Source organism: Nocardia sp. NPDC051463, assembly GCF_040681975.1.
Lineage (GTDB): Bacteria > Actinomycetota > Actinomycetes > Mycobacteriales > Mycobacteriaceae > Nocardia.
The window spans coordinates 1-25,681 of record NZ_JBFBAB010000048.1; the positions used below are offsets into that span (position 1 = coordinate 1).

20 protein-coding genes and 1 tRNA gene are annotated in these 25,681 nt (G+C 66.7%); 12 read left to right on the forward strand and 9 right to left on the reverse strand.

Annotated elements, in window-relative coordinates; all coding sequences use genetic code 11:
* Positions 1-118: 118 nt before the first annotated feature.
* Entirely contained in the window at positions 119-667 is a 549-nt protein-coding gene (locus AB0M74_RS33975; RefSeq protein ID WP_366530408.1) for a dihydrofolate reductase family protein, read from the reverse strand.
* Positions 668-814: 147 nt separating this feature from the next.
* On the opposite strand from AB0M74_RS33975, the gene AB0M74_RS33980 reads away from it, so the two are divergent.
* From AB0M74_RS33980 to AB0M74_RS33995, 4 genes are all read left to right on the forward strand, one after another.
* The gene (locus AB0M74_RS33980) at positions 815-1,708 is read left to right on the forward strand and encodes a LysR family transcriptional regulator (protein ID WP_366530409.1); all 894 of its coding nucleotides are present in this window, start codon (positions 815-817) and stop codon (positions 1,706-1,708) included.
* A gap of 286 nt (positions 1,709-1,994) precedes the next feature.
* Positions 1,995-2,837: an alpha/beta hydrolase gene (locus AB0M74_RS33985; protein ID WP_366530410.1), complete on the forward strand. Its 843-nt coding sequence runs from the start codon at positions 1,995-1,997 to the stop codon at positions 2,835-2,837.
* A 49-nt stretch (positions 2,838-2,886) separates the two neighbouring features.
* The gene (locus AB0M74_RS33990; RefSeq protein ID WP_366530411.1) at positions 2,887-3,492 is read left to right on the forward strand and encodes a dihydrofolate reductase family protein; all 606 of its coding nucleotides are present in this window, start codon (positions 2,887-2,889) and stop codon (positions 3,490-3,492) included.
* Positions 3,493-3,518: 26 nt separating this feature from the next.
* Entirely contained in the window at positions 3,519-4,433 is a 915-nt protein-coding gene (locus AB0M74_RS33995; RefSeq protein ID WP_366530412.1) for an alpha/beta hydrolase, read from the forward strand.
* A gap of 489 nt (positions 4,434-4,922) precedes the next feature.
* Here the strand turns inward: AB0M74_RS33995 and AB0M74_RS34000 are convergent.
* Positions 4,923-5,007 (reverse strand) — tRNA-Leu (locus AB0M74_RS34000).
* A 387-nt stretch (positions 5,008-5,394) separates the two neighbouring features.
* Between AB0M74_RS34000 and AB0M74_RS34005 the strand changes: the two genes are divergently transcribed.
* Positions 5,395-14,754: a fatty acid synthase subunit beta domain-containing protein gene (locus tag AB0M74_RS34005; protein WP_366530413.1), complete on the forward strand. Its 9,360-nt coding sequence runs from the start codon at positions 5,395-5,397 to the stop codon at positions 14,752-14,754.
* A gap of 11 nt (positions 14,755-14,765) precedes the next feature.
* Positions 14,766-15,203 (forward strand): holo-ACP synthase, encoded by a 438-nt coding sequence (locus AB0M74_RS34010; protein WP_366530414.1) that lies wholly within the window; start codon positions 14,766-14,768, stop codon positions 15,201-15,203.
* A gap of 176 nt (positions 15,204-15,379) precedes the next feature.
* On the opposite strand, the gene AB0M74_RS34015 is transcribed toward AB0M74_RS34010, so the two are convergent.
* Positions 15,380-16,000 carry a TetR/AcrR family transcriptional regulator gene (locus AB0M74_RS34015; RefSeq protein WP_328412790.1) on the reverse strand — a complete coding sequence of 207 codons (621 nt, stop codon included), beginning with the start codon at positions 15,998-16,000 and terminating at the stop codon, positions 15,380-15,382.
* A gap of 410 nt (positions 16,001-16,410) precedes the next feature.
* On the opposite strand from AB0M74_RS34015, the gene AB0M74_RS34020 reads away from it, so the two are divergent.
* From AB0M74_RS34020 to AB0M74_RS34030, 3 genes are all read left to right on the forward strand, one after another.
* Complete coding sequence (locus AB0M74_RS34020; RefSeq protein WP_366530415.1) at positions 16,411-17,592, forward strand: hypothetical protein; 1,182 nt, start codon at positions 16,411-16,413, stop codon at positions 17,590-17,592.
* A 305-nt stretch (positions 17,593-17,897) separates the two neighbouring features.
* Entirely contained in the window at positions 17,898-19,103 is a 1,206-nt protein-coding gene (locus tag AB0M74_RS34025; protein ID WP_366530416.1) for a cytochrome P450, read from the forward strand.
* Between the two features lie 54 nt (positions 19,104-19,157).
* Positions 19,158-20,141: a helix-turn-helix domain-containing protein gene (locus AB0M74_RS34030; RefSeq protein WP_366530417.1), complete on the forward strand. Its 984-nt coding sequence runs from the start codon at positions 19,158-19,160 to the stop codon at positions 20,139-20,141.
* A gap of 142 nt (positions 20,142-20,283) precedes the next feature.
* Here AB0M74_RS34030 and bcp read toward each other — a convergent pair whose 3' ends face one another.
* Positions 20,284-20,763 (reverse strand): thioredoxin-dependent thiol peroxidase, encoded by a 480-nt coding sequence (gene bcp / locus AB0M74_RS34035; protein WP_366530418.1) that lies wholly within the window; start codon positions 20,761-20,763, stop codon positions 20,284-20,286.
* A gap of 79 nt (positions 20,764-20,842) precedes the next feature.
* On the opposite strand from bcp, the gene AB0M74_RS34040 reads away from it, so the two are divergent.
* Positions 20,843-21,064 carry a DUF3618 domain-containing protein gene (locus AB0M74_RS34040; RefSeq protein ID WP_366530419.1) on the forward strand — a complete coding sequence of 74 codons (222 nt, stop codon included), beginning with the start codon at positions 20,843-20,845 and terminating at the stop codon, positions 21,062-21,064.
* 59 nt (positions 21,065-21,123) lie between these two features.
* On the opposite strand, the gene AB0M74_RS34045 is transcribed toward AB0M74_RS34040, so the two are convergent.
* Complete coding sequence (locus AB0M74_RS34045) at positions 21,124-21,417, reverse strand: excalibur calcium-binding domain-containing protein (RefSeq protein ID WP_328410226.1); 294 nt, start codon at positions 21,415-21,417, stop codon at positions 21,124-21,126.
* A 127-nt stretch (positions 21,418-21,544) separates the two neighbouring features.
* Positions 21,545-22,522 (reverse strand): pirin family protein, encoded by a 978-nt coding sequence (locus AB0M74_RS34050; protein WP_366530420.1) that lies wholly within the window; start codon positions 22,520-22,522, stop codon positions 21,545-21,547.
* Positions 22,523-22,581: 59 nt separating this feature from the next.
* Here AB0M74_RS34050 and AB0M74_RS34055 point away from each other — a divergent pair, with 59 nt between their 5' ends.
* Positions 22,582-23,046 (forward strand): MarR family winged helix-turn-helix transcriptional regulator, encoded by a 465-nt coding sequence (locus tag AB0M74_RS34055; RefSeq protein ID WP_366530421.1) that lies wholly within the window; start codon positions 22,582-22,584, stop codon positions 23,044-23,046.
* Positions 23,047-23,052: 6 nt separating this feature from the next.
* Here AB0M74_RS34055 and AB0M74_RS34060 read toward each other — a convergent pair whose 3' ends face one another.
* From AB0M74_RS34060 to AB0M74_RS34070, 3 genes are all read right to left on the reverse strand, one after another.
* A complete protein-coding gene (locus AB0M74_RS34060; protein WP_366530422.1) occupies positions 23,053-23,364 on the reverse strand; it encodes a hypothetical protein in 312 nt (103 codons plus the stop codon).
* 102 nt (positions 23,365-23,466) lie between these two features.
* The gene (locus AB0M74_RS34065) at positions 23,467-24,096 is read right to left on the reverse strand and encodes a transglycosylase SLT domain-containing protein (protein WP_366530423.1); all 630 of its coding nucleotides are present in this window, start codon (positions 24,094-24,096) and stop codon (positions 23,467-23,469) included.
* A gap of 531 nt (positions 24,097-24,627) precedes the next feature.
* Entirely contained in the window at positions 24,628-25,098 is a 471-nt protein-coding gene (locus AB0M74_RS34070) for a MarR family transcriptional regulator (RefSeq protein WP_366530424.1), read from the reverse strand.
* Positions 25,099-25,174: 76 nt separating this feature from the next.
* Between AB0M74_RS34070 and AB0M74_RS34075 the strand changes: the two genes are divergently transcribed.
* Positions 25,175-25,549, forward strand: coding sequence for a cupin domain-containing protein (locus tag AB0M74_RS34075; protein ID WP_366530425.1), 375 nt, complete (start codon positions 25,175-25,177; stop codon positions 25,547-25,549).
* The last annotated feature ends 132 nt before the right edge of the window (positions 25,550-25,681 follow it).

A 25,681-nucleotide genomic window follows, 5' to 3' on the forward strand; every position in this document is an offset into this window, starting at 1 on the left:
GCGCACGCGTCGCGAGCAACCACTCCCACATTCTGCGCAAAGACTTCCGGGCCGTCGCCGAGGCCGTACGCGAGACGGCAGCCGCCCACGAACACCTCCCCGAACCGCCGGCTGGTCGTCAGCTCCGTCGGGCTGGACGGTAATCGAGGATGACAGTGCCGGAGTCGAAGGTGTGCGTTCCGGCCAGTCGCCACGTGGTCGCCGGAGTGTCCGTGGGAAAGACGCGCCGACCTGCGCCGCCGCGCACGATCGGATGGATGACGAGTTTGAGTTCGTCGACCAGGTCGTGTGTGGTCAGGTGATCGACCAGGGTGATGCTGCCGTAGACGAACAGGTCCTGACCTGGTTCCGAACGCAGTTTGGTGATCTGCTCGGTGATATCGCCGTCGAGCAGCACCGAATTGCCGCCGACCTGCCGCAGCGTCCGCGACACAATGTATTTGGGGATTCGTTGCATGCGGGCGGTGAAGGCGTCGGATTCGTTGCGGGCGAGACATCCGCGACACAGCTGCTCGTAGGTGATGCGGCCGAGGAGCAGCGCTCGGCTCGACATGAGCTGACCGTGCCGGTATTTCACGTAGCCGTCATCGACGAACGGGCGTGTCCACGACGGATCTCCGGCGATACCGTCCACGGACATGTCCAGTAGGACAACGACTTTGCTCACCTTGACGAACTCCGTTCAGTCGGGGCCCTCTTCGGGCACGGGATGCGCGCGGCGTGGTACTCCCAGCGTCGAGCGCAATCCGGCGGGTGACAAGTCCGAAACAGAACATGCAACGTAAAGCGACGCTTCACGACACGAGGAATTCACATGCTGGAACGCTACGAGCTGGAGGCCTTTCTCACGCTTGCCGAAGAACTACATTTCGGCAGGACCGCTGAGCGTCTGCATGTGACAACGAGCCGGGTCAGCCAGACGATTCGCAAGCTGGAGCGCCACATCGGCGCACCACTGTTCGAGCGCAACAGCCGCACGGTGACGCTCACACCGCTCGGCAAACAGCTGCGCGACGAGTTACGACCCGCATACGATCAGATCTCCGCGAGCGTCACCGCGGCGAGCCGGGGCAACAGCGTCAAACGGGCCATCACGGTCGGCTTCTCCGCACCCTGGTGCGGCAACCTGATCGTGCAGGCGACCGATCTGTTCCGTATCCGCTACCCGGACACCGTCGTCGACATCGAAGAGATCCAGCTGGCCGATCCGCTCGGCCGGATGCGTTCGGGTGCTGTCGATCTTCAGCTCACCGAATTCCCGATCGCCGAACCCGACATCACTACCGGGGCGATCATGTTCTCCGAACCGCGGGCACTGATGGTCCCCGAGGGGCATCCGTTTGCGGCCCGGGAGTCGGTGTCCATGGAGGATCTCGCCGACGCGACACTGATTACCCTCGCCGACGAGCTGATCCCGCGCTACTGGATGGACTACTACTTCCCGCGCCGGACCCCGTCGGGGCGGCCGATACCGCAGGGGCCTGCAACGAACTTCTGGCCCGAGGTCCTCGTGCACGTCAGCCAAAGTGTCGGCGTCAGTACTGTCTCCCTGCGCGCCGAACGGTTCCACTCCCGCCCCGGCGTGGTGTTCGTCCCCTTCCGCGACGCGCCGACGATCGACTACGGCCTGATGTGGCCGAGTGCGGGACGGAACCCACTCGTTCAACCCTTTCTCGACACGATCGCCGATGCGGCTGTTTCGGAGTGACCGGCACACGGTGAATTCCACTCGATGGCGTACTCCATGCCTCTGGGGAGCGCCGCTCGGATGGTGTCGCGGTCGCCGGACCCCGGATCGTTGACTCTGGCTACACCCGGCGTTGCGGAATTGCCGCTTGTTGCGCCCGTTGGCAATTGGTGATGATCGCAGTGCGACCCGCACAGATGCGTGTGGCATGCATCACATCGAACTTGCGGTGAATCGCGGAGCGGGCCGTCGTCTTCATGAGTGAGCGTGCCGGACATCGCCGCTGAAGACATTTGCTGAGAAAGGCATGAACGTGGAGACCATCACTACACCCGGGGGCATTGATCTAGCGTTCGACCGTATCGTCGGCGGTGACACGGGAACGGTGATCCTGGTCGGTGGAGCATTCAGTTACCGAAAATTTCCCAAAATGGTCGAGTTGGCCCAGAAATTGGCCGATGAGTACGGGCTCACGATTGTGAATTACGATCGGCGCGGCCGCGGTGACAGCACCGATTCGCCCGGCGTGTACGACGTCGAGAACGAGATCGACGATCTCGCCGCGCTGGTCGAGGCGGTCGGCGGCAAGGCTGCGATCTTCGGCTGGTCCTCGGGCGCGGGCTTGGCGCTGCTGGCCGCCGCCTCGCGGCGGATACCGGGCATTACCAAGGTGGTTGCCTTCGAGCCGCCGTTCATCACGAACCATGAAAACTTCGTTCCCCCAGCGGATCTGGCTGCGACGCTGCACGAGATGATCGCCGCGGACCGGCGCGCCGATGTGGTGAGGTACTACATGGCCAATGCCATGGGCATGCCGCGCTTGTTCGCCGCGATCATGCGCTTGACACCCTTCTGGAAGGGTCTGCTTGCCACCGCCCCTGCCACTGCTCATGATTGGGCGATCATGGGTCCGTATATGCGCGGTGAGACGCTGCGCCCCGACGATTGGGCGAGCGTCGAGGTTCCCACCCTGGTCATTTCCGGCGGCAAGAGCGGAGCCCTGCTGCGTACCGCCGCCCGCGCCATTGCCGATGTGCTACCGAACGCACGACACGAGGAAGTGACGAAGCTGAGCCACAATCCGAATATCGAACTCCTTGCCCCGGTTTCCGGCGAATTCCTCGTCGGCGCAGAACGATTCGCGGCCTGAGCCCGGCCGTTGTCTTCTTACTCACACAAATTATTGAAAGAGCTGCATAGTGTCGAAAATTACCGCAGGCCTGTTCATTTCGCTCGACGGCGTCATCGCCGATCCGGCGGACTGGCATTTCCCCTACTTCAACGACGAAATGGGAGCCGCTGTCGCCGCCCAACTCGGGGCCGCCGACACGTTGCTGCTCGGCCGTACCACCTACGAATCCTTCGCCGCGGCCTGGCCGCAGCGTGAGGTCGAGGGTGATGGGGACGCGGCCCTCGCCAGGTCGTTCGGCGATGCTCGGAAGATTGTTGTCTCGCATCGGCCGCTCGAGTTCGTCTGGCGCAATTCCGAACAGCTGAAAGGCGAACTGCTCCAGGCGGTCGCCGCGCTGAAGCAGGGGCCGGGTCGATCCGATATCGCCATTTCCGGTTCGGTCTCCATCGTCCGCCAGCTGCTCGCGGCCGGTCTCATCGACGAGCTGCACCTGCTCGTCCATCCGCTGGCCCTGCGCACCGGTGAGCGCCTGTTCGACGAGGGTTCACCCATCCCGTTGCGCCTGCTGTCCGCTCAGTCCTTCACCACCGGCGTGGTGCATCTGGTCTATGGCCCCCAGGCCGACGCCCCCACCGGCGACTATGGCGACGCCAAAGCGCACCTGCCCCAGTAGCCTTCATCATCCGAGAGGATCGAACCATGCGAATCCGCATCGTGTCGCAGGCCGCCTTGACCGCCGTGGCCCTGTCCGCCCTACTGATCAGTGGCTGTAGCGGCGACGACACCGCAGCCGGCACGTCCACGTCGGAAGCCCGGCCCGCTACGGCCGATCAGGTATCCGCGGACGGCAAAGGCCGCTACGCCGAGATCAATGGCAGTCGGATCTACTACGAGACGCACGGCACCGGGCAGCCGTTGATTCTGCTGCATGGCGGGTACTCCACCGCCGAATCCACCTTCAGCGCATTCATTCCCGAGCTGTCCAAGACTCGCCAGGTCATCGGGGTGGATCTGCAGGCCCACGGCCACACCCCCGATCGCGGCGGCCCGATCAGCTACGAGTCGTTGGCCGATGATGTCGCGGCGCTGATCACCCACTTGAAACTCGGCAAGGCCGATCTGTTCGGTTACTCACTCGGTGGCGGCGTGGCCTTGCAGGTGGCCGCCCGGACACCGGACCTGGTCAATCGGCTGGCCATCGCTTCGGCTCCCTACCGTTCCGACGGCTGGATGCCCGAGACTCGCGCGGGTATCGCCGCCATCAACCCCGATGCCATGCGTGAGAGCCCCATGTACCAGCTCTACAGCAGCGTCGCACCGGACCCGGCCGGCTGGAACGCCCTTGTCACCAAGACCAAGCAGCTGCTCACCCAGGATTTCGACTGGACCGCGCAACTGGCGAAGATCACAGCGCCCGCCCTCGTCATGACCGCCGAATCCGATGCCCTGTATCGAGACCACGTCACCGATATGGTCTCTCGGCTGAACACCGCAAAGCCCGGCAGCGCTCGACTCGAAATAGTTCAGGGCACCACGCATTACGACATCATGTACCGATCCGATCTGCTCCTGCCCCTGCTCACACCATTCCTCGAGTCGGCACCTGCCCGGTAGGTGTGCCGAGTAGGCCGGCCGCGATCGAGGCTTCGATCGCGGCCACGCCGCGTCACGATAGATCGTCGCCATACGTGGACAATCGGGATCTCGCGCGGTTCCCGCGCCGGGCGTCGCGGTGAGTTGTGGGCGACCGAAGCAGGCTCGCCCAGAAGTATCGGTCGCTGATCCGACCCGCCTCTCCGACCTTCGACATGCCATGCGCAATACCAGGATTGGCCAACCGAACAGTTTGCTGTGGCGGCGTGGACTGCGAATCAGCACCTGTGCGGGGGCTTGCGGTGGGATAACGGGCGGGATTCTCGAAACCGTCCGCGATCGACCCGGGGGCCGGAACGCGTGTTGGCGAGATTCGCACGGAGTGTCGTGAACGCATTTTGGCGAACGCGTAGTGCGGGATGCGGGATTGCTCTAGCGTGCGTGACGCCTAGATGAGCGGTCTCGCCGAGGACGCACCCCGATGTCCGTTGTGGACACCGGGGCGGTGGGTGGTGCGCGAGAGGGGACTTGAACCCCTACGTCCGTGGACACCAGAACCTAAATCTGGCGCGTCTGCCAATTTCGCCACTCGCGCGTGATGGTACGACCGTCCAAAGACTACCGGGCTCGACCGCGATCGCGAAGCTCTGCCCGGGCGTGGCGTACTCGCCAGTAACCCCACCTGGGACTATAACGATTAAGTAACGGACAACATGAGGAGCGCTCATGTTTCCTACGCGTTAGTAACCGAGTGGACCAGCGGGTTCAAACATGCGGGAGGTCATGTTCCCGGGCATTCTGGTACGGCCGTACCCGAATACTCGGGGGTAGAGGAGTGGGTGCGGAGCAAACGTGAGGATTTCCTCATGATTTTGTGCCAAGCTCGCCCTTATCAAGCCCATTGGTTGAGGAACACCTGCGAACCGGAGGGAGCGGCGTGTCCGCCAAGGGCATGTCGCCAGGAGAAGGAAGTCGAAGCGCCTTGACGATCAACGAGAGCACCGAAGCCGGGACCGCACAGAGCGCGAAGGTGGCCGCCGCCGCCAAGGCGGGTGGGGCACGGTCCCCGCTGCTGGATCGTTTGCTCGGCGGCACGCCCTACGCTGTGGCCTTCGGCGGCCAGGGCGCGCAGTGGCTGCGTGAGCTGGAGGAGATCGGGCGCGACAGCGCGCTGGAGCCGGAGCTGACCGCATTGGTCAACGAGGCGGCCGCGCTGCTGGAACCCGTTGCGGCACAACTGCTCGTGGTACGACCGGTCGGTTTCGACCCGGTCGGCTGGATGCTCGAGGAGGAGCTCGCCGACGGTGACGAGGCAGAGGCCTCCGCCGCGCCCTCGGAACAGGTGTTGCGTTCGGCCGTGGTGTCCATGCCGGGTGTGTTGCTGACACAGCTCGCGGCGATGCGGGCGCTGCGCCTGCAGGGGCTGGATCTGATCGAGAATCCTCCGGTGGCCGTCATCGGCCATTCGCAGGGCCGCCTCGCCGCGACGGCGGTGGAGACCGGTGGGCAGCGCGACGCCGAACTGCTGGCGATGGCGCAGTTGATCGGCGCCGCCGCGGGTCTGGTCGCACGGCGGCGTGGGCTGATGCCGGTCGGCGAGCGCTCGCCCATGGTCGCGGTGTCGAATGTGGACCCTGAGCAGCTGCGCGCTGTGGTCGCCGAGGTATCCGAAGGTGTGGATCCTGCCGCGGCAGCCGTGGTGTCGATCCGAAACGGACGGCGCAGGGCGGTGCTGTCGGGTACCCCGACCCAGCTGGAGCGGGTGCGCCTGCGCTGCGCACAGATCCACGATGAACAGTCCCGTTTGCGTGACGCGAAGACCCGTGGTGGCGCGGTGTTCGCGCCGGTCTTCGAGGACATCTCCGTGGACGTGGCGTTCCATCACCCGGCGCTGGCCGACACGGTCGACCTGGTGGCAGGCTGGGCGACCCAGTGTGGCATCGACGCGGAACTCGCCGGGGCGCTGGCACAGGAGATCCTGGTCGACCCGATCGATTGGGTCGAGACCGTGGATGGCGTGGTAGCCGCGGACGCGCAATGGATTCTGGACCTCGGCCCCGGCGATCTGCTCAGCAGGCTCACCGGTGGCTCGCTCAAGGGCACGGGTGTCGGCACCGTCGCCGCCGCGACACGCGCGGGCCAGCGCGAACTGCTGACGCCCGGCGCCGCGCCCGAGGTGGCCGCGGCGTGGACGTCGTTCGCACCGCGACCGGTGCGACTGCCCAACGGGCGCATCGTCGTCGAGACCGCGTTCACCAAGCTGACCGGCCGCTCGCCGATCCTGCTCGCGGGCATGACGCCGACCACCGTCGACGCCAAAATCGTTGCGGCGGCGGCGAATGCGGGCCACTGGGCGGAACTCGCCGGTGGTGGCCAGGTGACCGAGCAGATCTTCGCCGACCGGGTGGCCGAGCTGAAGACGCTGCTGCACCCGGGGCGGTCGGTGCAGTTCAACTCGCTGTTCCTCGACCCGTACCTGTGGAAGCTGCAGCTGGGCGGCAAGCGCCTGGTGCAGAAGGCTCGGGTGGCGGGTGCGCCCTTCGACGGCGTCATCGTCACCGCAGGCATCCCCGAGCTCGAGGAAGCTGTCGCGCTCATCGAGGAGCTGACCGAGGTCGGCATCTCCCACGTGGCCTTCAAGCCGGGCACGGTGGCCCAGATCCGCGCGGTCCTTCGCATCGCCGACGAGGTGCCGAACTACCCGGTGATCATGCACATCGAGGGCGGCCGCGCAGGCGGACACCACTCCTGGGAAGACCTGGACGACCTGCTGCTCGCGACCTACGCCGAGCTGCGCAACCGCGACAATGTGGTGATCTGCGTGGGTGGCGGCATCGGTACGCCGGAGCGTGCCACCGAGTACCTCACCGGCGAATGGGCGGTGCCGTACGGCTATCCGGTAATGCCGCTGGACGGTGTGCTGGTCGGTACCGCGGCGATGGCGACTCTGGAGGCCACCACCGCGCCTGAGGTGAAGCAGCTGCTGGTCGACACCCCCGGCACCCCGGACTGGGTCGGTGCGGGCACCGCCAACGGCGGCATGGCCTCGGGCCGTAGCCAATTGGGTGCCGACATTCACGAGATCGACAATGCCGCCTCGCGCACCGGCCGCCTGCTCGACGAGGTCGCGGGCGACGCCGACGCGGTCGCCGAGCGCCGCGACGAGATCATCGCGGCACTGAACGCCACGGCAAAGCCGTACTTCGGCGACCTGACCACGATGACCTACCTCGAATGGCTCGAGCGCTACGTGGAACTCGCCGTCGGCCTCGACCGCCGCAAGGACTTCGACTGCGGCAGCGACCTCGGCGACGCCTTCCTCGAGGCCACCCGCTCGGTGTGGCTGGACATAACCTGGCGCGATCGGTTCGCGGACATGGTGCGCCGCACCGAATCTCGGCTCAACCCGGCCGACCGCGGCGAGATCGAGACGCTGTTCGCCGCCGACGACGCCTTCGAGAGCCCGGTCGAGGCGCTGTGCACGCTGAAGCAGCGCTACCCCGTCGCCGAGCAGACCCTGCTGCACCCGGCCGATGTGCCGTTCTTCATCTCGCTGTGCAAGACGCCGGGCAAGCCGGTCAACTTCGTCCCGGTCGTCGACGGTGACGTGCGGCGCTGGTGGCGCTCGGATTCACTGTGGCAGGCGCACGATCCGCGCTACTCGGCCGACCAGGTCTGCGTCATTCCCGGCACGGTGGCCGTCGCGGGCATCACCCGGGTCGACGAGCCGGTCGGCGAGCTGCTCGACCGATTCGAGAAGGACACCGCCTACTCACTCGTCCGTGCGGGTGTGGTGCCGGTCGCGATCGACGGCCGCCGCGCTGCAGGCGTGACCTCCGGGGCCATCGACACCGTGCTCGCCGCTCCGGATGTCGAATGGTCCGGCCGCACCACCATCAACCCGGTGCACCGGCTCGGCGATATCGCCGAGTGGACCGTCGACGGCAAGGGTGCGCTGCACCGGCCGACCGGCGCGACCCTCGTCGAGACGACCGGACCGGATGTCGAGGACTCCTACCTCGAGCTCAGCGTGCCGCTGCTGGGGCGCGACGCTGTGCGCATCCGGATCACCGTGCCGGTCACCACCTTCAACGGCGGAGCTCCGGTCATCACCGAGGCCGACGCCGACGCCGCCATGTCCGCGTTGCTCGCGGTCGCCGCGGGGCAGTCGCTGCCGGAGGTGAAGGGCAAGGTCGCACACCTGAATGTGGCGTGGACCCCCGATCTCATCGCCGATCATGCGGGTGTCACCGGCTCTGGCCTGCCCGCAACCCTGAGCACGCTCGGCCGTACCGTTCCCGACGTCCTTGTCGGCGCCTGCTGGCCCGCCGTGTTCGCGGTGCTCGGCGCGGCGCGCAGCGCCTCCGGCGACAGCGTTATCGAGGGCATGCTCGACCTGGTCCATCTCGACCACCAGATTGCGCTGATCGGTGAATTGCCCACCGAAACCAGCGTTCTCGTGGTCCGCGCCGAGGCGGGCGAGACCATCGACACCGACCTCGGCCGCGTGGTCGAGGTGCATGTGAAGATCACCGGCATGCTCGACAAGCCCGAAACCGGGATGTCCATGCCGACCCTCGCGACGTTGACCGAACGTTTCGCCATCCGCGGTCGCAATGGGGCGGGCGAGCTGACCGACCCGCCACGCGCGGCGGGCACCTTGTCCGATGCGGCCACCGATACCTCGCGCAGGCGTCGCCGCGACGTCACGATGGTGGCCCCGCGCGCCATGCACGCCTTCGCGGCGGTCTCCGGCGACCACAACCCCATCCACACCAGCGTCGCCGCCGCCAAGCTCGCCGGCCTCGGCAGCCCGATCGTGCACGGTATGTGGCTCTCGGCCGCCGCGCAGCACGCGGTGTCGGCGCTCGACCCGTCGGCCACCGTGCCTGCCAGGACGCTGACGGCGTGGACCACCCGGTTCCTCGGCATGGTGCGTCCCGGTGCGGAGATCGACGTGCGGGTCGAGCGGATCGCCGTCGACGCGGGTAGCGAGATCATCGAGGTGTCCTGCCGGACCGACGGCGACCTGGTGATGACCGCGACCGGTCGCACCGCGGCGCCCAAGACCGTCTACGCCTTCCCGGGCCAGGGTATCCAGCGCAAGGGCATGGGCTTGGATGCCCGCGCCCGCTCCAAGGCCGCCAAGGACATCTGGGAGCGCGCCGACAAGCACACCCGCGCCGCGCTCGGCTTCTCGATCCTCGCGGTCGTGCGTGACAACCCGACCTACCTCAAGGCGCGCGGTGTCGAACACCGGCACCCGGACGGCGTGCTGCACCTGACCCAGTTCACGCAGGTCGCGATGGCCGTGCTCGGGGTCGCCCAGGTCGCCGAGCTGCGCGAGGCGGGAGCCTACGTCGAAGGCGCCATGCTGGCCGGACATTCGGTCGGCGAGTACAACGCCCTCGCGGCGGTCGCGGGCGTACTGCCGCTGGAGGCGGTGCTGGAGGTCGTCTTCCAGCGCGGTTCCGCCATGCACGAACTGGTGCCGCGTGATGCGCAGGGCCGCAGCGACTACCGGATGGCCGCCATCCGGCCCTCGCAGATCGGGCTGCCCGACGACGAGGTCGTCGGTTTCGTCTCCGGTATCGGTGTGCAAACCGGTGAGTTCCTCGAGGTCGTCAACCTGAACCTGCGTGGCTCGCAGTACGCAATCGCCGGCACCGTCGCCGGTCTCGAAGCCCTCGAGACCGAGATCGACCGGCGCCGTGCGGAATTCGGTGGCAAGCGCGCGTTCATCCTGGTGCCCGGCATCGATGTGCCGTTCCACTCCACCGTGCTGCGCCAGGGCGTTCCCGAGTTCCGGCAGAAGCTCGAGCAGCTGCTGCCCGCGGATCTGCACCCGGAAATCCTTCTCGGTCGCTACATTCCGAACCTGGTGCCCAAGCCGTTCTCGCTGGAGCAGGACTTCATCCAGGAGATCGCGGATCTGGTGCCCTCCGAGCCGCTCGCCGAGGTGCTCGCCGACTTCGACAGCTGGGCGGCGCGGCCGACCGAGCTGTGCCGAGTGGTGCTGATCGAGCTGCTCGCGTGGCAGTTCGCCAGTCCGGTCCGCTGGATCGAAACCCAGGACCTGCTGTTCACCGACACCGCGCACGGTGGTCTCGGGGTGGAGCGTTTCGTGGAGATCGGCCTCGGCGCCACCCCGACGGTGGCGAACCTGGCCAGTCAGACACTGAAGCTGCCTGCCTTCGCCACCGCCACGGTGGAGGTGCTCAACATCGAGCGCGAGGCCGGGGTCGTCTACTCGACCGACACCGATCCCGCACCCGTCGACGAGCCTGCCGATGAGCCGACCGCATCCGCGCCGGTGCCCGCGGCTGCTGCCGCCGCGCCGGTTGCCGCGCCCGCGCCGAGCTCGGGCGGCCCGCGTCCGGACGACATCGCCTTCAGCGCGGCCGATGCCACCCGCGTGCTCATCGCACTGTGGACGAAGCTGCGGCTGGACCAGATCGGCCCGGTCGACACCATCGAAGGTCTGTGTGACGGTGTCTCCTCCCGACGCAACCAGCTGCTCGTCGACCTCGGCTCGGAGCTGTCGCTCGGCGCCATCGACGGCGCGGCGGACGCCGATATGGGTGCGCTGTCCGCGACGGTCGAGCGCCTGGCCCGCACCTACAAGCCGTTCGGCTCGGTGCTGTCGGATTCCATCGGCGACCACCTGCGCAAGGTGTTCGGCCCGTCCGGCAAGCGGCCTGCCGCGATCGCCGAACGCGTCAAGAAGGTCTGGGAACTCGGCGACGGCTGGGCCAACCATGTGACCGCGGAGGTGTCGCTGGGCACCCGCGAGGGCGCCAGCATCCGCGGCGGTGAGCTCGGCGGGCTGGTGTCCGGTGCGTTGAGCGACGCGGCGTCGGTCGATGCGGCCATCGACTCCGCAGTCCAGGCCGTCGCGGCCCGGCGTGGTGTGGCGGTATCGCTGCCCAGCGCGGGCGGCGGTGGCGGTGCCACGGTCGATGCGGCCGCACTCGGCGAGTTCACCGAGCAGATCACCGGGCGTGACGGCGTGCTGGCCACGGCCGCTCGGGTGGTGCTCGAGCAGCTCGGCCTGACGGAGCAGGTTTCGGCGCCGGAGGCGAGCGACGATTCGCTGATCGACCTGGTCTCGGCGGAGCTCGGTTCGGACTGGCCGCGATTGGTCGCCCCGGCCTTCGACGCACGCAAGGCGGTGCTGATCGACGACCGCTGGGCCACCGCACGCGAGGACCTGGCGAAGCTGTGGCTACTCGATGACGCAGGCTCGGGCGAGGGTCCGGTCACCGGATTCCTCGGTGCGGGCGAAGCTGTTGCCGCACAGGCGAACTGGTGGCGTGAGCGGGCCAAGCACGAGGCGCGCTCGGTGCTCGCCCGGCTGTACGAGCGCATCGCCGAGGCCGCGCTGAGCACCGAAGAGCCCGGCCTGTGGTCGTCGGACATCGCCGTGATCACCGGTGCGAGCAAGGGATCCATCGCGGCCTCGGTCGCGGGACGGCTGCTCGGTGGCGGCGCGACCGTCGTCGTCACCACCTCCGGCCTGAACGACGAGCGGCTCGGCTTCTACCGGAAGCTCTACCGCGAGAACGCCAGGCACGGCGCAGCCCTGTGGGTCGTCCCGGCGAACATGGCCTCCTACCAGGACATCGATGCACTGATCGACTGGGTCGGCACTGAGCAGGTCGACAACGCGGGCGGCGCGAAGATCAAGACCAAGGACGCCATGACCCCGACCCTGCTGCTGCCGTTCGCGGCGCCGCGGGTGGCCGGCGACCTCGCCGACGCGGGCGCCCGCGCCGAAATGGAAATGCGTGTTCTGCTCTGGTCGGTGGAGAAGCTCATCGGCGGACTGTCCAAGCTCGGCGCCGACCACGACGTCGACGCGAAACTGCATGTGGTGCTTCCGGGTTCGCCCAACCGGGGCATGTTCGGCGGCGACGGCGCCTACGGCGAGTCCAAGGCGGCGCTCGACGCGGTCGTTGCCAAGTGGCGGGCCGAGAAGTCGTGGTCGGCGCGGGTCACCCTGGTGCACGCGCTGATCGGCTGGGTGCGCGGCACCGGGCTGATGGGCCACAACGATCCGATGGTCGAAGCGGTCGAAAAGGCCGGAGTGCAAACCTGGTCCACCGCGGATATGGCCGACGAACTGCTCAAGTGGTGCACTTCCCGGGCTCGTCAGGTGACCGTGACAGGCCCCCAGCAGATCGACCTGACCGGCGGACTCGCGCGGGCCAAGCTCGACCTGCCCGCACTGGCCAAACAGGCACAGGAGGCCGCTGACGCGACGACCGACGAGGCCGACTCGGTCGCGACGATTGCCGCGCTGCCTGCGCCGCCGACCATGTCTTCGGCCCTGCCGGTCCCCGAATGGGGCACTGTCACCGCTGATCTCGCCGACATGGTGGTCATCGTCGGTGCCGGTGAGCTCGGCCCGTACGGGTCCTCGCGCACCCGGTTCGAGATGGAGGTCGAGGACGAACTCTCGGCCGCAGGCGTGCTGGAGCTCGCCTGGACCACCGGCATGGTCACGTGGGAGAACGATCCCAAGCCCGGCTGGTACGACACCGAGTCCGGTGACTATGTGCCCGAATCCGAGCTGGCCGAGAAGTACCACGACGCGGTGGTCGCCCGCTGCGGCGTGCGTCGCTACGGCGACGACGGCGCGATGATCGACAACACCTCGCCGCTGATGACGTCGGTGTTCCTCGACCAGGACCTGTCGTTCACCGTCGGCAGCGAGGCCGAGGCCCGCTCCTTCCATGCCGCGGACCCCGAGCACACGGTGATCGTGCCCGCGCCGGAATCCGGCGACTGGACCGTTACCCGCAAGGCGGGCACCGAGATCCGGGTGCCGCGTCGGGCGAAGATCTCGCGGACCGTCGGTGGTCAGATCCCCACCGGCTGGGATCCGACCATCTGGGGCATCTCGGCCGATATGGCGAGTTCGGTGGACCGGGTGGCGCTGTGGAATATCGTCACCACCGTCGACGCGTTCATCAGTTCGGGGTTCAGCCCGGTCGAACTGATGCGCTGGGTGCACCCGTCGATGGTGGCCAACACCCAGGGCACCGGTATGGGTGGCATGTCCGCGATGCGCTCGCTGTACATCGACTCGCTGCTCGGCGAGCCGACGCCGAACGACATCCTGCAGGAAGCCCTGCCGAATGTGGCACTGGCACACGTGGTTCAGTCCTACGTCGGCAGCTACGGTGCGATGGTGCACCCGGTAGCGGCCTGCGCGACCGCCGCGGTGTCGGTCGAGGAAGGTGTCGACAAGATCCGGCTCGGCAAGGCCGAACTGGTGGTGGCCGGCGGCTTCGACGATCTCGGCATCGAAGGCATCAAGGGCTTCGGCGACATGTCCGCGACCGCCGACTCGGCGGCCATGAGCGCCAAGGGCATCAGCGACAGGTACTTCTCCCGCGCCAACGACCGCCGTCGCGGCGGGTTCGTGGAATCGCAGGGTGGTGGCACCGTGCTGCTCGCCCGCGGTGACGTGGCAGTGGAGATGGGCCTCCCGGTCCTCGGCGTGGTGGCCTGGGCACAGTCCTTCGGCGACGGAGTGCACACCTCGATTCCGGCACCTGGCCTCGGCGCGCTCGGCGCGGGCCGCGGTGGCCGGGAATCCCGGTTCGCCATCGAGCTGCGCAAGCTCGGCGTCGGTCCGGACGACATCGCGGTGGTCTCCAAGCACGACACCTCGACCGCGGCGAACGATCCCAACGAGTCCGAGCTGCACGAGCGGCTTGCCGATGCGATCGGTCGCTCGTCGGGCGCACCACTGTTCGTCGTCTCGCAGAAGAGCCTGACCGGCCACGCCAAGGGCGGCGCGGCGGCCTTCCAGCTCATCGGCCTGTGCCAGGTGCTCGAACAGGGTGTCATTCCGCCGAACCGCAGCCTGGACTGCGTCGACGACAAGATGCAGGCATACCCGCACCTGGTGTGGGCGCGCGAACCGCTGCGCTTCGGCGACCGCTTCCCGCTCAAGGCCGGTCTGGTCACCTCGCTCGGCTTCGGACACGTGTCGGGTCTGCTCGCGGTGGTGCATCCCGAGGCGTTCGTCCAGGCGATCGAGCCGGGACAGCGTGCGGAGTACCAGCGTCGGGCACAGGAGCGGCAGCTGGCGGGGCGCCAGCGGTTCACCGAGGCCATGTGTGGTGGCGCCGCACTGTACGAGCGGCCCGCCGATCGGCGCCTCGGCGCAGATGGCACGCCCACCAAGCAGATTCGGCAGCTGGAGGCCGATGTGCTGCTGTCCGCGGATGCCCGCCTCGCGGCCGACGGCACGTACCGTGCCGACGGCTGGGGCTGCAACACCGGCCGGGTCGCGAATGATTCGCGCGCGGCCGGTCGCGCGGAGTCGTAGGCTTCGCCCCTGTGACGATCCTCGGTATCGGCCTGGACTTGGTAACTATCTCCGAGTTCTCCGAACAGCTACAAAGGTCCGGAACCACCATGCTCCGGGAGAGTTTCACCGCGGGTGAGCGGCGCTACTGTCAGAGCAAGGGAACCGACCCCGCTCGCAGTTACGCGGCACGGTGGGCGGCGAAAGAGGCGGTGCTCAAGGCATGGGCATCGTCTCGGTTCGCCCGCCGCCCGCAGATCGGGGACAACCCGTACCCACTGATCGAAGTGGTCAACGACGCGTGGGGCAGGCCGAGCATCAAGCTGCACGGCCTCGCCGCCGAATTCCTGCCTCGTGTAAGGGTTCACCTGTCGCTGACCCACGACGGCGACACCGCCGCCGCCATGGTCGTCCTGGAAGATCCCGGCGAACTCGCCGACCTCATCGAAGGCCGCGAAGCGAATAGCTGATCGGCAAGGTACCCATGTGCCGCGCTCAGCGCCGTAGACCAACGGTGACAACTGATTTCGCGAGCACATGGGTAACTCGTCGGGTACGCCCAGAACACAGCCCACGACGCAACCGCCGGCCCGCGAGGCTCGATCTCGCGGCACCTACCGGTCCGCTGAAGTCTCGGGGAGGCGGATCAGCGCTCGCTGGCGGAGCGGGATTCTTTTTCGGCGACGAGCAGGTAGGCGACCATCAGCCGCTTGAGCTCGGAGACGGCCTCGGCATGGCTTTGCTCGTCCTGAACGGAGAAGTTCAGCATCGAGTACACGACGTGCACGAGCACCTCGGCCATCATGGAACGCCGCGACCGGGGGGTGCGTGGTGTCAGCGGCCGCAGCATCCGGGAGATGACTTCGGCGAATTCCTTCTCGTGAATCGCGCCGGTGGCCCGCGTCGACGGTGTCGACTGCATGGCGAGCCAGACCTCGCGCCGCGACGGGTCGGTCATCCACAGGTTGGCCAAGTGGTCGACGAACTGGTTCATGTGCCGCAACCAGTCCAGGGACGGAATCTCGCCGTGGAAATCGGCTAGTTCCTGGGAAACGGCAACGAGGTCTTGGCGATTCAGCTCGCAGACGATGACATATTTGTTGGCGAAGAACTGATACAGCGTGCCGATCGGCACCTCTGCCCGCGCTGCCACCTCTTCGCAGGTGAACGACTCGAACCCGACCTCGACGAGCAGTTCACGAGACGCCTGCAACAGCGCGTCGAACTTGCGTTTACTGCGTTCCTGCGTCGGTCGACGCCGCGGCATGAGCTCCTGCGGGTCGTCCTGCAGGTCCAGCGCAGGGTCCAGACGTCGCTTAGACCTGGTCTCCGTGCGTACATCCACCTATCCAGGCTAGCGGTAGGGACACACGTGCGACACGCGCACGGCATCTGTGTGTTGAGGACTGTCACATTTCACCACCCATCCAAAGCCGGATGTGGCTGCGAACACCTAAGCGAGCCTGCGTGCATCTTGACCGCGTCACCGCGCAGTGCGTCCCCCGCGCAGGCGGGGAAGAACCCCGTTCGTGAGCTCGGCAAAACATTGGGAAGGCGTGATCTGTGGTAGCTCGATCTGTGGTAACCCTAGGCGTTTCCACCGAACGCGGCGCTGTTCACGCGGTAGCCCTCGCCGATTCCAGCGAGAGACTACCTGAGCGCGTGCTGCTTCATCGGGTGGTAAGGACGTACGGCGACAACAAGGCGGAACTGGCCGACGCCGTCGAGACAGCAATGGATGTACTGGCCGCCGAACTCGGCCCGGAGCAGGAGATCGGCGGTGTCGCTGTCACTTACCGCGATGCCGCCGAACGCCGGGCCATCGTCACCAGGTTGGCATCCGGACAGTGGCACTCGGCCTCGTTGGTGTCGGCCAAGGCCGCGCACCTCGCGGTCGCAGGCGCCATGACGTGGCTGAACGAATTCGACGATCTGCTGATCTGCGAGGTAGTTCCCGGCCATCAGGCGTTCACGTTGATCGATCGAAAACGCACCAGGGTCCTTGCGGCCAACAGCCACACCGGAGGCGCGGCGACAGCCGAGTCGATGGGTGTGGCGGTGACGGCGGCCTGGGATCAATTCGAAGCGGCCGCGGTAAGACCGGACGCGGTGGTGCTGATCGGATCGGGTGCGCGTGCGTCGGCGGTGCTCGCCGCGGCGGACGGATTCGGTGCACCGGTGATTCCGTGCAATATCGCGGCATCCGCATCCGCGGTGGGTGCGGCACTGTCGGTGATAGTCGACGTGCAGGAGTCCGGTGCAACGGTCGAGAGCGTGCACAAGGGCCGTGGCAGTGTGGCGCTGGTCGCGGCGGCCAGTGTGCTTGCGGGTGGAGCGGTCGTCGGCGGCGTCTACGCGGCGGGCGGTTTCGCACGGTCGGCGACCGGCGCTGTCGTCGCGGATGCGCGGGTAGCCGCGGATACCCGCGTGGTCGGCGGCGAAGCCGGATGGGCGACCGGATCGACTGCGGGCTCGTCGGTCGCGCCCGGCGTGTACGACTTTCGTGATTCGGTGGGCAGAGGTCGGGGATCCATGACCGGCGAACGCGGGTCGGAGCCGACCGCGGCCGGGCTGGATGCGCCGCAGTACTCGGCGCAGCGATGGGGCAGCGGTCAGCAGGATCGTCCGCTGTCGCTCACACCGTCGGGGTCGGTCGCCGAGACCGAGTCCGCGACACAGTTGCTGCCCGGGACGGGCATTCCGGCCTCTACCACCAAGATCGGCGCACCGAACGCCACGATGTTGTTCCCGGGTGAGAGTCCGCCGCCGGCAGCGTTCACGCCCGAGTCCTATCACTGGTGGGACAACCACATCCGCCTGATGCTGCAGTGGGCGTCGCAGCGGCTGCTGTCCACCTAGGCGGCCCTGCATCACAAGTGGAAGCCAGGAAAGGTCCGGCGCTGCCAGCGTCGGACCTTTCGCTTGTGCGGTCCAGGGTGCGGCGGCCGGAACAGGACGCCTGCCGCGATGAACCCGGCCGGCGCGATGTCCTCCAGTCAGGTTCGTGCCCAAGGGTGCGCTGACATTTTGGATTCGCGACAGCGGATTTCGCTGCGAGGCAGAGAATTCCGCTCGAGTCGATGCGGTCACCCGTCCGGCCGCACAATCGTCGAGCACGCATCGACACGCGCCGTCAGAGGCCGATCAAGCCACCGGAGACCCGCATGACCGAGTCACTCATTCAGCTGCCCACCGCTGGAGAATCTGTTATCGACACCTTCGACCGGATGATCCGGACCGGGCCCATCGTTCCCTACGAGCTGCCGGGCGGAGTTCGGGCCTGGATGGCGGTCAGCCATCAGGCGGTCGGGGAGGTCCTTGCCGGGGACGGCACGCTTTTCAGCAAGAACGCGAAGAACTGCCCCGTGATGCACGACGGGACCGTTCCGGCAGACTGGCCGTTACGTGTCCTTACCGACGCCGATCACCTGCTCAACAAGGATGGCGCCGACCACATGCGGATGCGGCGGGCCATCGCCCGCGCATTCACCCCCGTCCGGGTTGCCCAACTCCAACCGCGCATCCAGCGGCTCACCGACGACCTGATCGACAGATTCGCCGACCTGCCGGAGGTCGATCTCGTCGAGCACTTCACAATGCCGCTGCCTGTCGGGGTGATCTGCGAGTTGTTCGGCGTACCGGCGGGTGACCAGTCGAAGTTCCGCGGATGGACCGCCACGCTGGTATCGCACACCAGCACCGGTGAGCAGACCCAGGCCGCCATGCAGGAAATGGCCGGCTACCTCACCGGGCTGGTCAGCGACAAGCACGGCAATCCCGGTGACGACCTGACCTCGGACCTGGTGCGGGCCCAGAGCGAACACGGACTCGCCGACGCCGAGCTGGTCGAAATGCTGTGGATCATCATCGTGGCCGGACACGAGACCACGATGCATCTGCTCGGCAATGCGGTGGTGGCCCTGTCCGCCAATCCCGACCAGCTCGCAGCGGCCAAGGAAGGGGACCGATGGGCCGACGTCGTCGAGGAGACTTTGCGCTACCGGAACGCGGCCTGCGCCATGTTCAACCGGTACGCCTTGCGTGATGTCCAGATCGCCGGTGTCGATATCCCCGCGGGTGCGATTGTGGGCTGGTACGCGGGCGTCGGACGCGATCCGCGGAAGCATTCGGATGCCGACGTCTTCGATATCAACCGCGATAATTCTGATCAGCTGGCATTCGGTCGCGGTCCGCACTTCTGCCTCGGCGCTCATCTGGCCCGGCTGGAATCTCGCATCGCACTGGCCACCCTGTTCGGCCGGTTCCCGCAGTTGCGGCTCGCGTGCGATCCGGCCGAGATCACCTACGCGCCGCAATTCATGACCAACGGCCCACTCTGTGTGCCGGTGCAGCTCCGAACCCTCGGCTGATCGGGCACGCCCTCCGGGCGAGAAGCTGTCAGACTTATGTCGGAACACCACCGAGTGAACAGTGGAGATGAGCATCAGACCGACAGCGCAACCGTCATGCAGTATTCCGAGCTGACCATCGCGAGCGCAGAGGTGTGGACCGAGGTCACCGACCATTTCCTGACGGCGGACCACCGCTACCGTGATCCGGCCAACTGGTGGGCTCGGATCACGGTTCAGGAATCCTCGGGCTACACCCTGCTGCGCACACAGCAGCGCGGCGACCACCTGATGAACCGCAGCCGCTCACATATCCGGCGTGGTGGTCCGACCGATCACTGCTGGATCGTGTTCCCGAAACGGGGCGAATACGTCATCCAGGAGCCGGACCGGCTCACCCGGGTACCACCACATCGTGGGTTCGTCCTCGAGCTGGACCGAATCTGCCGAGTGCTGCTCCCCGGATCGACGGCCTACGCGCTACGGCTCCCCCGCGCGCAGCTCGATCAACGGCTGCCCAGCCGCGGCGCATCGCAGACGATGCTCGATATGTCATCGGGTCTCGGCCGGGTCGTGGAGAGCATGCTCGCCACCACACTTGCCGTGCGATCGAACCTGACGACGCTCGAATTCGACGCCGTCTGTGACCGCATCACCGAACTGTTGTGCCTGATGTTCATCGGCGACATCGGGCCGCAGCAGGCTCATGTGGCCGAAACCGTCGATGCCATCAGAGCATTCGTGCGTGCGAACATCGGGTCCGGTGACGTGCGGTTGCCCGCGGTGGCTCGTGCGCTCGGCTGGTCACCCCGCCAACTGCGGTCGGTATTGCACCAGACCGGCATCACCTATCGGGAGCTCCGGCGGACCGAAGCACTGCGCACCGCACGCGATCTGCTGGCGCGTCCTGGCCCGCTTTCCATCGGGGAGGTGGCCGCACGCTCCGGATTCACCAGCGCCGGATTCTCGACGGCGTTCAAATCCGAATACGGCGAAACGCCGAGAGACTTTCGCCGCCGCCGGTCCGATCAACTCGCCGTGACACCACCCGGTCCCTGATCCGTCGTGCCGCGGCCGACATCATTCGCGACTTCGTCGATGCCGACGGCGCGGCAACCGAGGACCCACCTGTCGTGCGGGAGAGACCTGGAAGTCCCGGGTCAGCATGGATGTGGAGCGCGCCGTCGTGGTTGCCGAGGCGCTACTTTCGTTTGCCCAAGATTCTTTCGATCTTTGTTGTCGTATGTGCAGCCTTGACGTTGTACTGGGCGACCTCGATCTTGCCTGCCTCGTCCACGAGGAAGGTGGAGCGGATGATCCCGGTCACCGTCTTGCCGTACATCATCTTCTCGCCGAACGCGCCCCAGGCGGTGAGCACGGTGCGGTCAGGGTCCGAAAGCAACGGGAAGGTGAGCTTTTCGGCGTCGCGGAACTTGGTCAGTTTCGCGGGCTTGTCGGGTGAGATGCCGATGACCTCGATGCCCGCGCCTTCGAGTTCGGCGAGGTTGTCGCGGAAGGCGCAGGCCTGCTTGGTGCAGCCGGGTGTGCTAGCCGCGGGGTAGAAGTAGACGATCACCTTGCGGCCGCGGTATTCCGACAGCGACACCTCTTTGCCGTCGGCATCGGGGAGTGTGAAATCGGGGGCGGTATCGCCGGGGGAGAGTGGTTGGTTGTCGGTCACGTCTTGCACGGTAACCGAAGGCCCCGACAGTACGTGGATGATGGCTAGACTCGTGGCAATCAGACACAGGAGGAGATACGTGGCTAGGGATACCGAGCGGATCGAGCGGGAGATCGAGGCCGCGCGGACACAGCTCGCGAGCACGCTCGACGAACTTGCCGTGCGGGCAGATCCGCAGCGGATCGCAGACGACACCAAGCACATGGTGCTTGCCAAGCTGAACGAGCCGAAGGTGAAGTACAGCCTGATCGGTGCGGGCGCTGTCGTCGTCGGGCTGGTGCTGCTCAAGATCTTCCGCTGACGGAAACGAAAACACCCGGTGTGGCACTGCCACACCGGGTGTTTTCGTTTTTCGGGCTATCAGACCGTCGGGCAGGCGAATCCATCGCCGTCGGGGTCCAGGTGCGGGCCGTAACCGGGTTCGCCACGGAAGATCGGCGCCCGACCGGCCGCACGGGCCGCGTCGCAGTTGGCGAAGGCGCCACCCGCCGAGCCGGTCTGCGACATGCCTGCCGATCCGGTCGCGGCCGAGCCGGTGTCGATGGCGGACGATCCTGTTCCTGCGGAACCGGTGGGAGCGGCCATGGCGGCGGGCGCCGCAAGGAAGGTCAGACCCGCGACGGCAGCGCTGACGGTGAGCCGGCGAACGTTCATGTATTCCTCTATGTGTTTGCTGCGGTGGATTGGCGCCGAAGGAGGGGAGGCGCCGCATCCACTGTTGTGACGGGCCGCGCCGTTGTCAACCGGGCTGCATGCGAAGGTTGTGCGCGCAACGCCGCAACTATGCGCCGAAATGCTTTCCTGCCACGTGCTCGGCCGGGATATTTCCCATTCGTCCGGCTTGGAAATCCTCTACGGCTCGAATGATTTCGGCGCGGCTGTTCATCACGAATGGGCCGTATTGGACGACGGGTTCGTTGATGGGGCGGCCACCGAGCAGCAATACCTCGAGATCGCCGGTCCGATCGTGTTGTCGGGCATCGGCCGACACGGTGATCGAGTCGCCGCGACCGAAGACCGCGAGCTGGCCCTCGCCGATCGGCCTACGTTCCGCGCCGACGGTGCCGCTGCCGGACAACACGTATGCCATCGCCGTAAAATCATGCGGCCATGGTGTTTTCAGCTGTCCGCCGGGGCTGATGGACGCGTGTGCATAGGCAATGGGGGTGTAGGTCGAGCCGGGCCCCGCGAATCCGCCGATTTCGCCGGCGATCAGTCGCACCAGCGCACCGCCGTCGTGCGAGCTCACCACAATCAGTTCGGAACCGCGCAGATCCTGGTAGCGCGGTGTGGCCATCTTCAACGCACGCGGCAGGTTCACCCACAGTTGGACACCGTGGAACAAGCCGCCGGCGGCGACCAGCTCTTCCGGCGGCACCTCGTCGTGCAGAATGCCCGACCCCGCGGTCATCCATTGGGTGTCGCCCTCGCTGATGACGCCGCCCCCACCGTGGGAGTCGTGGTGCACCATGGTGCCGTCGAGCATGTAGGTGACGGTCTCGAAGCCGCGGTGTGGGTGCCACGGTGCGCCCTTGGCCTCATGCGGCTCATAGGCGACCGGACCCATCTGGTCGAGCAGGATGAACGGGTCTGCCGAGCGCAGGTCCATGCTCGGGAACGGCCGCCGGACTTCGAAGCCTTTGCCTTCGCGCTGCTTGTGTGCGGTGCTGATGCTGCGCACCGGACGCTCGCGCGTCGGCTCGGTCGGCCTGGGCAGGCGGGGCAGAACCATGATGTCGGGGACGGTGATGGCGGGCACGGGCACCTCCTGGCAAGTTTGGTGTCCATGTCAACCAAAGGCTGGCTAAGATAATTCCCGTGGTCCGATGGTTGAGCGATGATGAGCAAACGACCTGGCAAGCCTTCATCCGGCTGCGCCAGCGAATGGACGCGGCGCTGGCAGCGGGCTTCGCCCAGGACGGCCTGTCGCCCGCCGACTATGAGATCTTGGTGCCGCTGTCGGCCGCGCCGGACGGCTGCCTGCGCGCCAAGGAGCTCGGTGCGGAGATCTGCTGGGAGAAGAGCAGGCTCTCCAAGCATCTCGGTCGCATGGCCGCTCGCGGACTCGTCGAACGCCGCCCCGCGCAGGAAGACGCCCGCGGCATCCTGGTGGAACTCACCAAGGCGGGGCGGGCGGCGCTCGAACGTGCCGCACCGAATCACGTCGATCTGGTCCGTCGCCTGTTCGTCGACGTGCTGACGCCGGCGGAGGCGAAGGCGCTGCGTTCACTCGCGGACAAGGTGGTGGTCGAAGCCGAACGCGGCACCGGCCTCAATCTCTGAGCGTCGTCACCACGGTGTGATCGGCGGCTTCACCCACATCAGCTTCTCATCGGTGTGGTTGCGCCGTGCCGCGGCATGATTCGGATGGTGCTCGGCCCAGGCGTCCTTGTCGTCGAGGAGCCGGGCGACGGCAGCCCAGGTCTCGTCGGTACTCGGCGGGTTCGTCGCCGCGGCACGCGCGAGCTTGCGCCGCAGCGTCGTAGGCATGGCCAGCAGTTCGGCTCCGGTGATTCCGCGATCCCAGATATAGCCCGCGAGCCGTCGCGCCTTCTCGGCGCGACTTTTCGACGCGGAGTCGGAGTGGGCGTAATCGGTCATGGCGCATTCCGCATCGGTGGTGGTTGGTCCCGGTCGACCCTAGCTGACGACAACGCCTCCCCGGCGATCGCCGGGGAGGCGTTGTTCTTACGTGCTGTCGGATCAGTAGGCCGAGTTCACATTGTCCATCGAGCCGTACCGGTTGGCCGCGTAGTTGCAGGCCGCGGTGATGTTGGCGACCGGGTCCCAGATGTCGAAGGGGGTGCCTTCGACGTGGAAGGCGGCGAAGGTCGGGTCGATGACCTGCAGCAGGCCCTTGGAGGGGATGCCCGCAGCGGCGTTGGAGTCCCACAGGTTGATGGCATGCGGGTCGCCACCGGACTCGCGGATGATGTTGCGGTGGATGCCGTCGTAGCTGCCGGGGATGTTCCTGGCGCGCAGGATGTCGAGGGACTGCAGGATCCAGCCGTTGAGGTTGTTCTCGTAGACCGGAGCGGGCGGCGGGGGAAGCACTTCGGGCATCGGAGGCAGCGCGGGCAGCGCGGGCAGGGCGGGCGCCTCGGGCAGGGCGGGCAGCTCGGGCAGCGCCGCGGCATCGGCCACCGGGGCGGCGGTCACCGGGGCGGCGGCCTGCTGCTCGGCGACGATGGCGACCCGAGACGGGACACTGTCGTCTGCGACGGACACCGCGGAAGAAGCGGCGACGGCGATGAGGCCTGCTGCGGCGACCGCGAAGGTGAAGCCTTCACGGAGCGAGGGACGGTGGGAGGTGAAGAAGCGTCTGTCAAGCATTGCGAAATCGGTTCCTTGTTCGGGGACTTGGGGTTCGATCCGGGCATGCGTGGCAATACGGATCCACGGCGGGCGTCAGGTGTAGTTGCTCGCCGAATTCGGCCTTATGCGGTTTTCGGATTTTGTTGTGAAAGACGGGGATTCAGTTCCCCGTGCAAGCGGCTCGGGTACCCGGGGCAATGGCTCCACGGGTGCCGCTGTCATCGAAAGGGGAGTAATGCGGTACCTTCGGTGCCGCGCGGTACTCCAGTGACCGCGATCGAACATCTTGCTGTTGCGGTCGTTTCCGAATGGCTGTGGATTGCTTCTCGGTGTAACCAAACTGTTGGTCTGTTCTTGACCTGATCTCAGGATGGTCACGACTGGTTAACAGAGGGTAAACGAGTAGTGAACCCAAGGATTTTTCGATCTTGGATTACCAAGATCATGCAGGTCGACACCCTACGTATGCGGGGAGTTTGCCCCTAAACGTAATGTGATGCAGGTCACGTAAATATAACGGTAACGCACGACACTTTATCGTTTTCGCCCCTACCAGGACGCCGGGCGCACCCTTCCTGGGGCTACAACGCGGGCCAATTCGTTACGTAATTCGGTGATCTTGGAATCACCGAGAATGGCCGCCCATTGTGCGGCGAAATCAGCGGCAGCGGCATCGGCCGCGCGCGTGCAGGCCCATCCGCGTTCGGTCAGGGTGATCAGCCGTGCACGGGCGTCGTCGGGATGTGGATTGCGTTCGGCGTATCCCTTGCGCACTAATTCGTCCACCAGTTGACTAGCCGCCTGCTTGGTTACCGCGAGGTGCTCCGCGAGCTCGCCGACCGTCGCGCCGTCCGGTGCCATCCGCACAAACGCGAACCCATGGGTGGGCCGCACGTCGTCGAACCCGGCTGCCTGGACGCCGTTGTGGATCGCGTCCGTCGCCGCTGCGCCCGCGGCGAGTAGCAGCAGGGCCAGATCTTGCCCTGGGCGCAGTGTCGAAGCGGGCTTCAGGCCGGTCATGAATTCCATCTTGACACATATGGTCAACATGCTTGACTATCTAGTCAAGTGAATTGACTAAATGAGGGAGCAACACATGCCGGTGATCCGTGCCGCCGAAGCCCAGGTCCACGAAATGCACAACGCCCGCTTCACCTCCTACATCCGCCCCGCGACAGGCAGCACCGAACTCTGTGTCTGGCAGACCGGGATCGATCCGGGCACGGTGGGAGTGGGCCACAAGATCCTGCGTGAGGAGGCATTCGTCGTCATCAAGGGTGCGGTGACGCTGCACATCGACGGCGAGGCGTCGGCGCTGGAACCCGGCGACGCGGCCATCGCGCCCGCAGGCTCGACCATCAGCCTGGACAACACCGGGTCCGAGCCCGCCGCACTGGTGGTGACCGTTCCGGCCGGATTCGCTGCAGAGCTCCCCGATGGCACCCGTCTGACCCCGCCCTGGGCGAGCTGAGGCCCCATCGGCACGACCGAGTCGGGCGGGGGCGGCCCACACAGGCATTAACGGCGCGCCCCGCGGGGGGGGCCCGGGCGCGCGCGCCGGGGCCCACCCCACCCCCCAACGTCCGAGCACACAGGTGGAGCC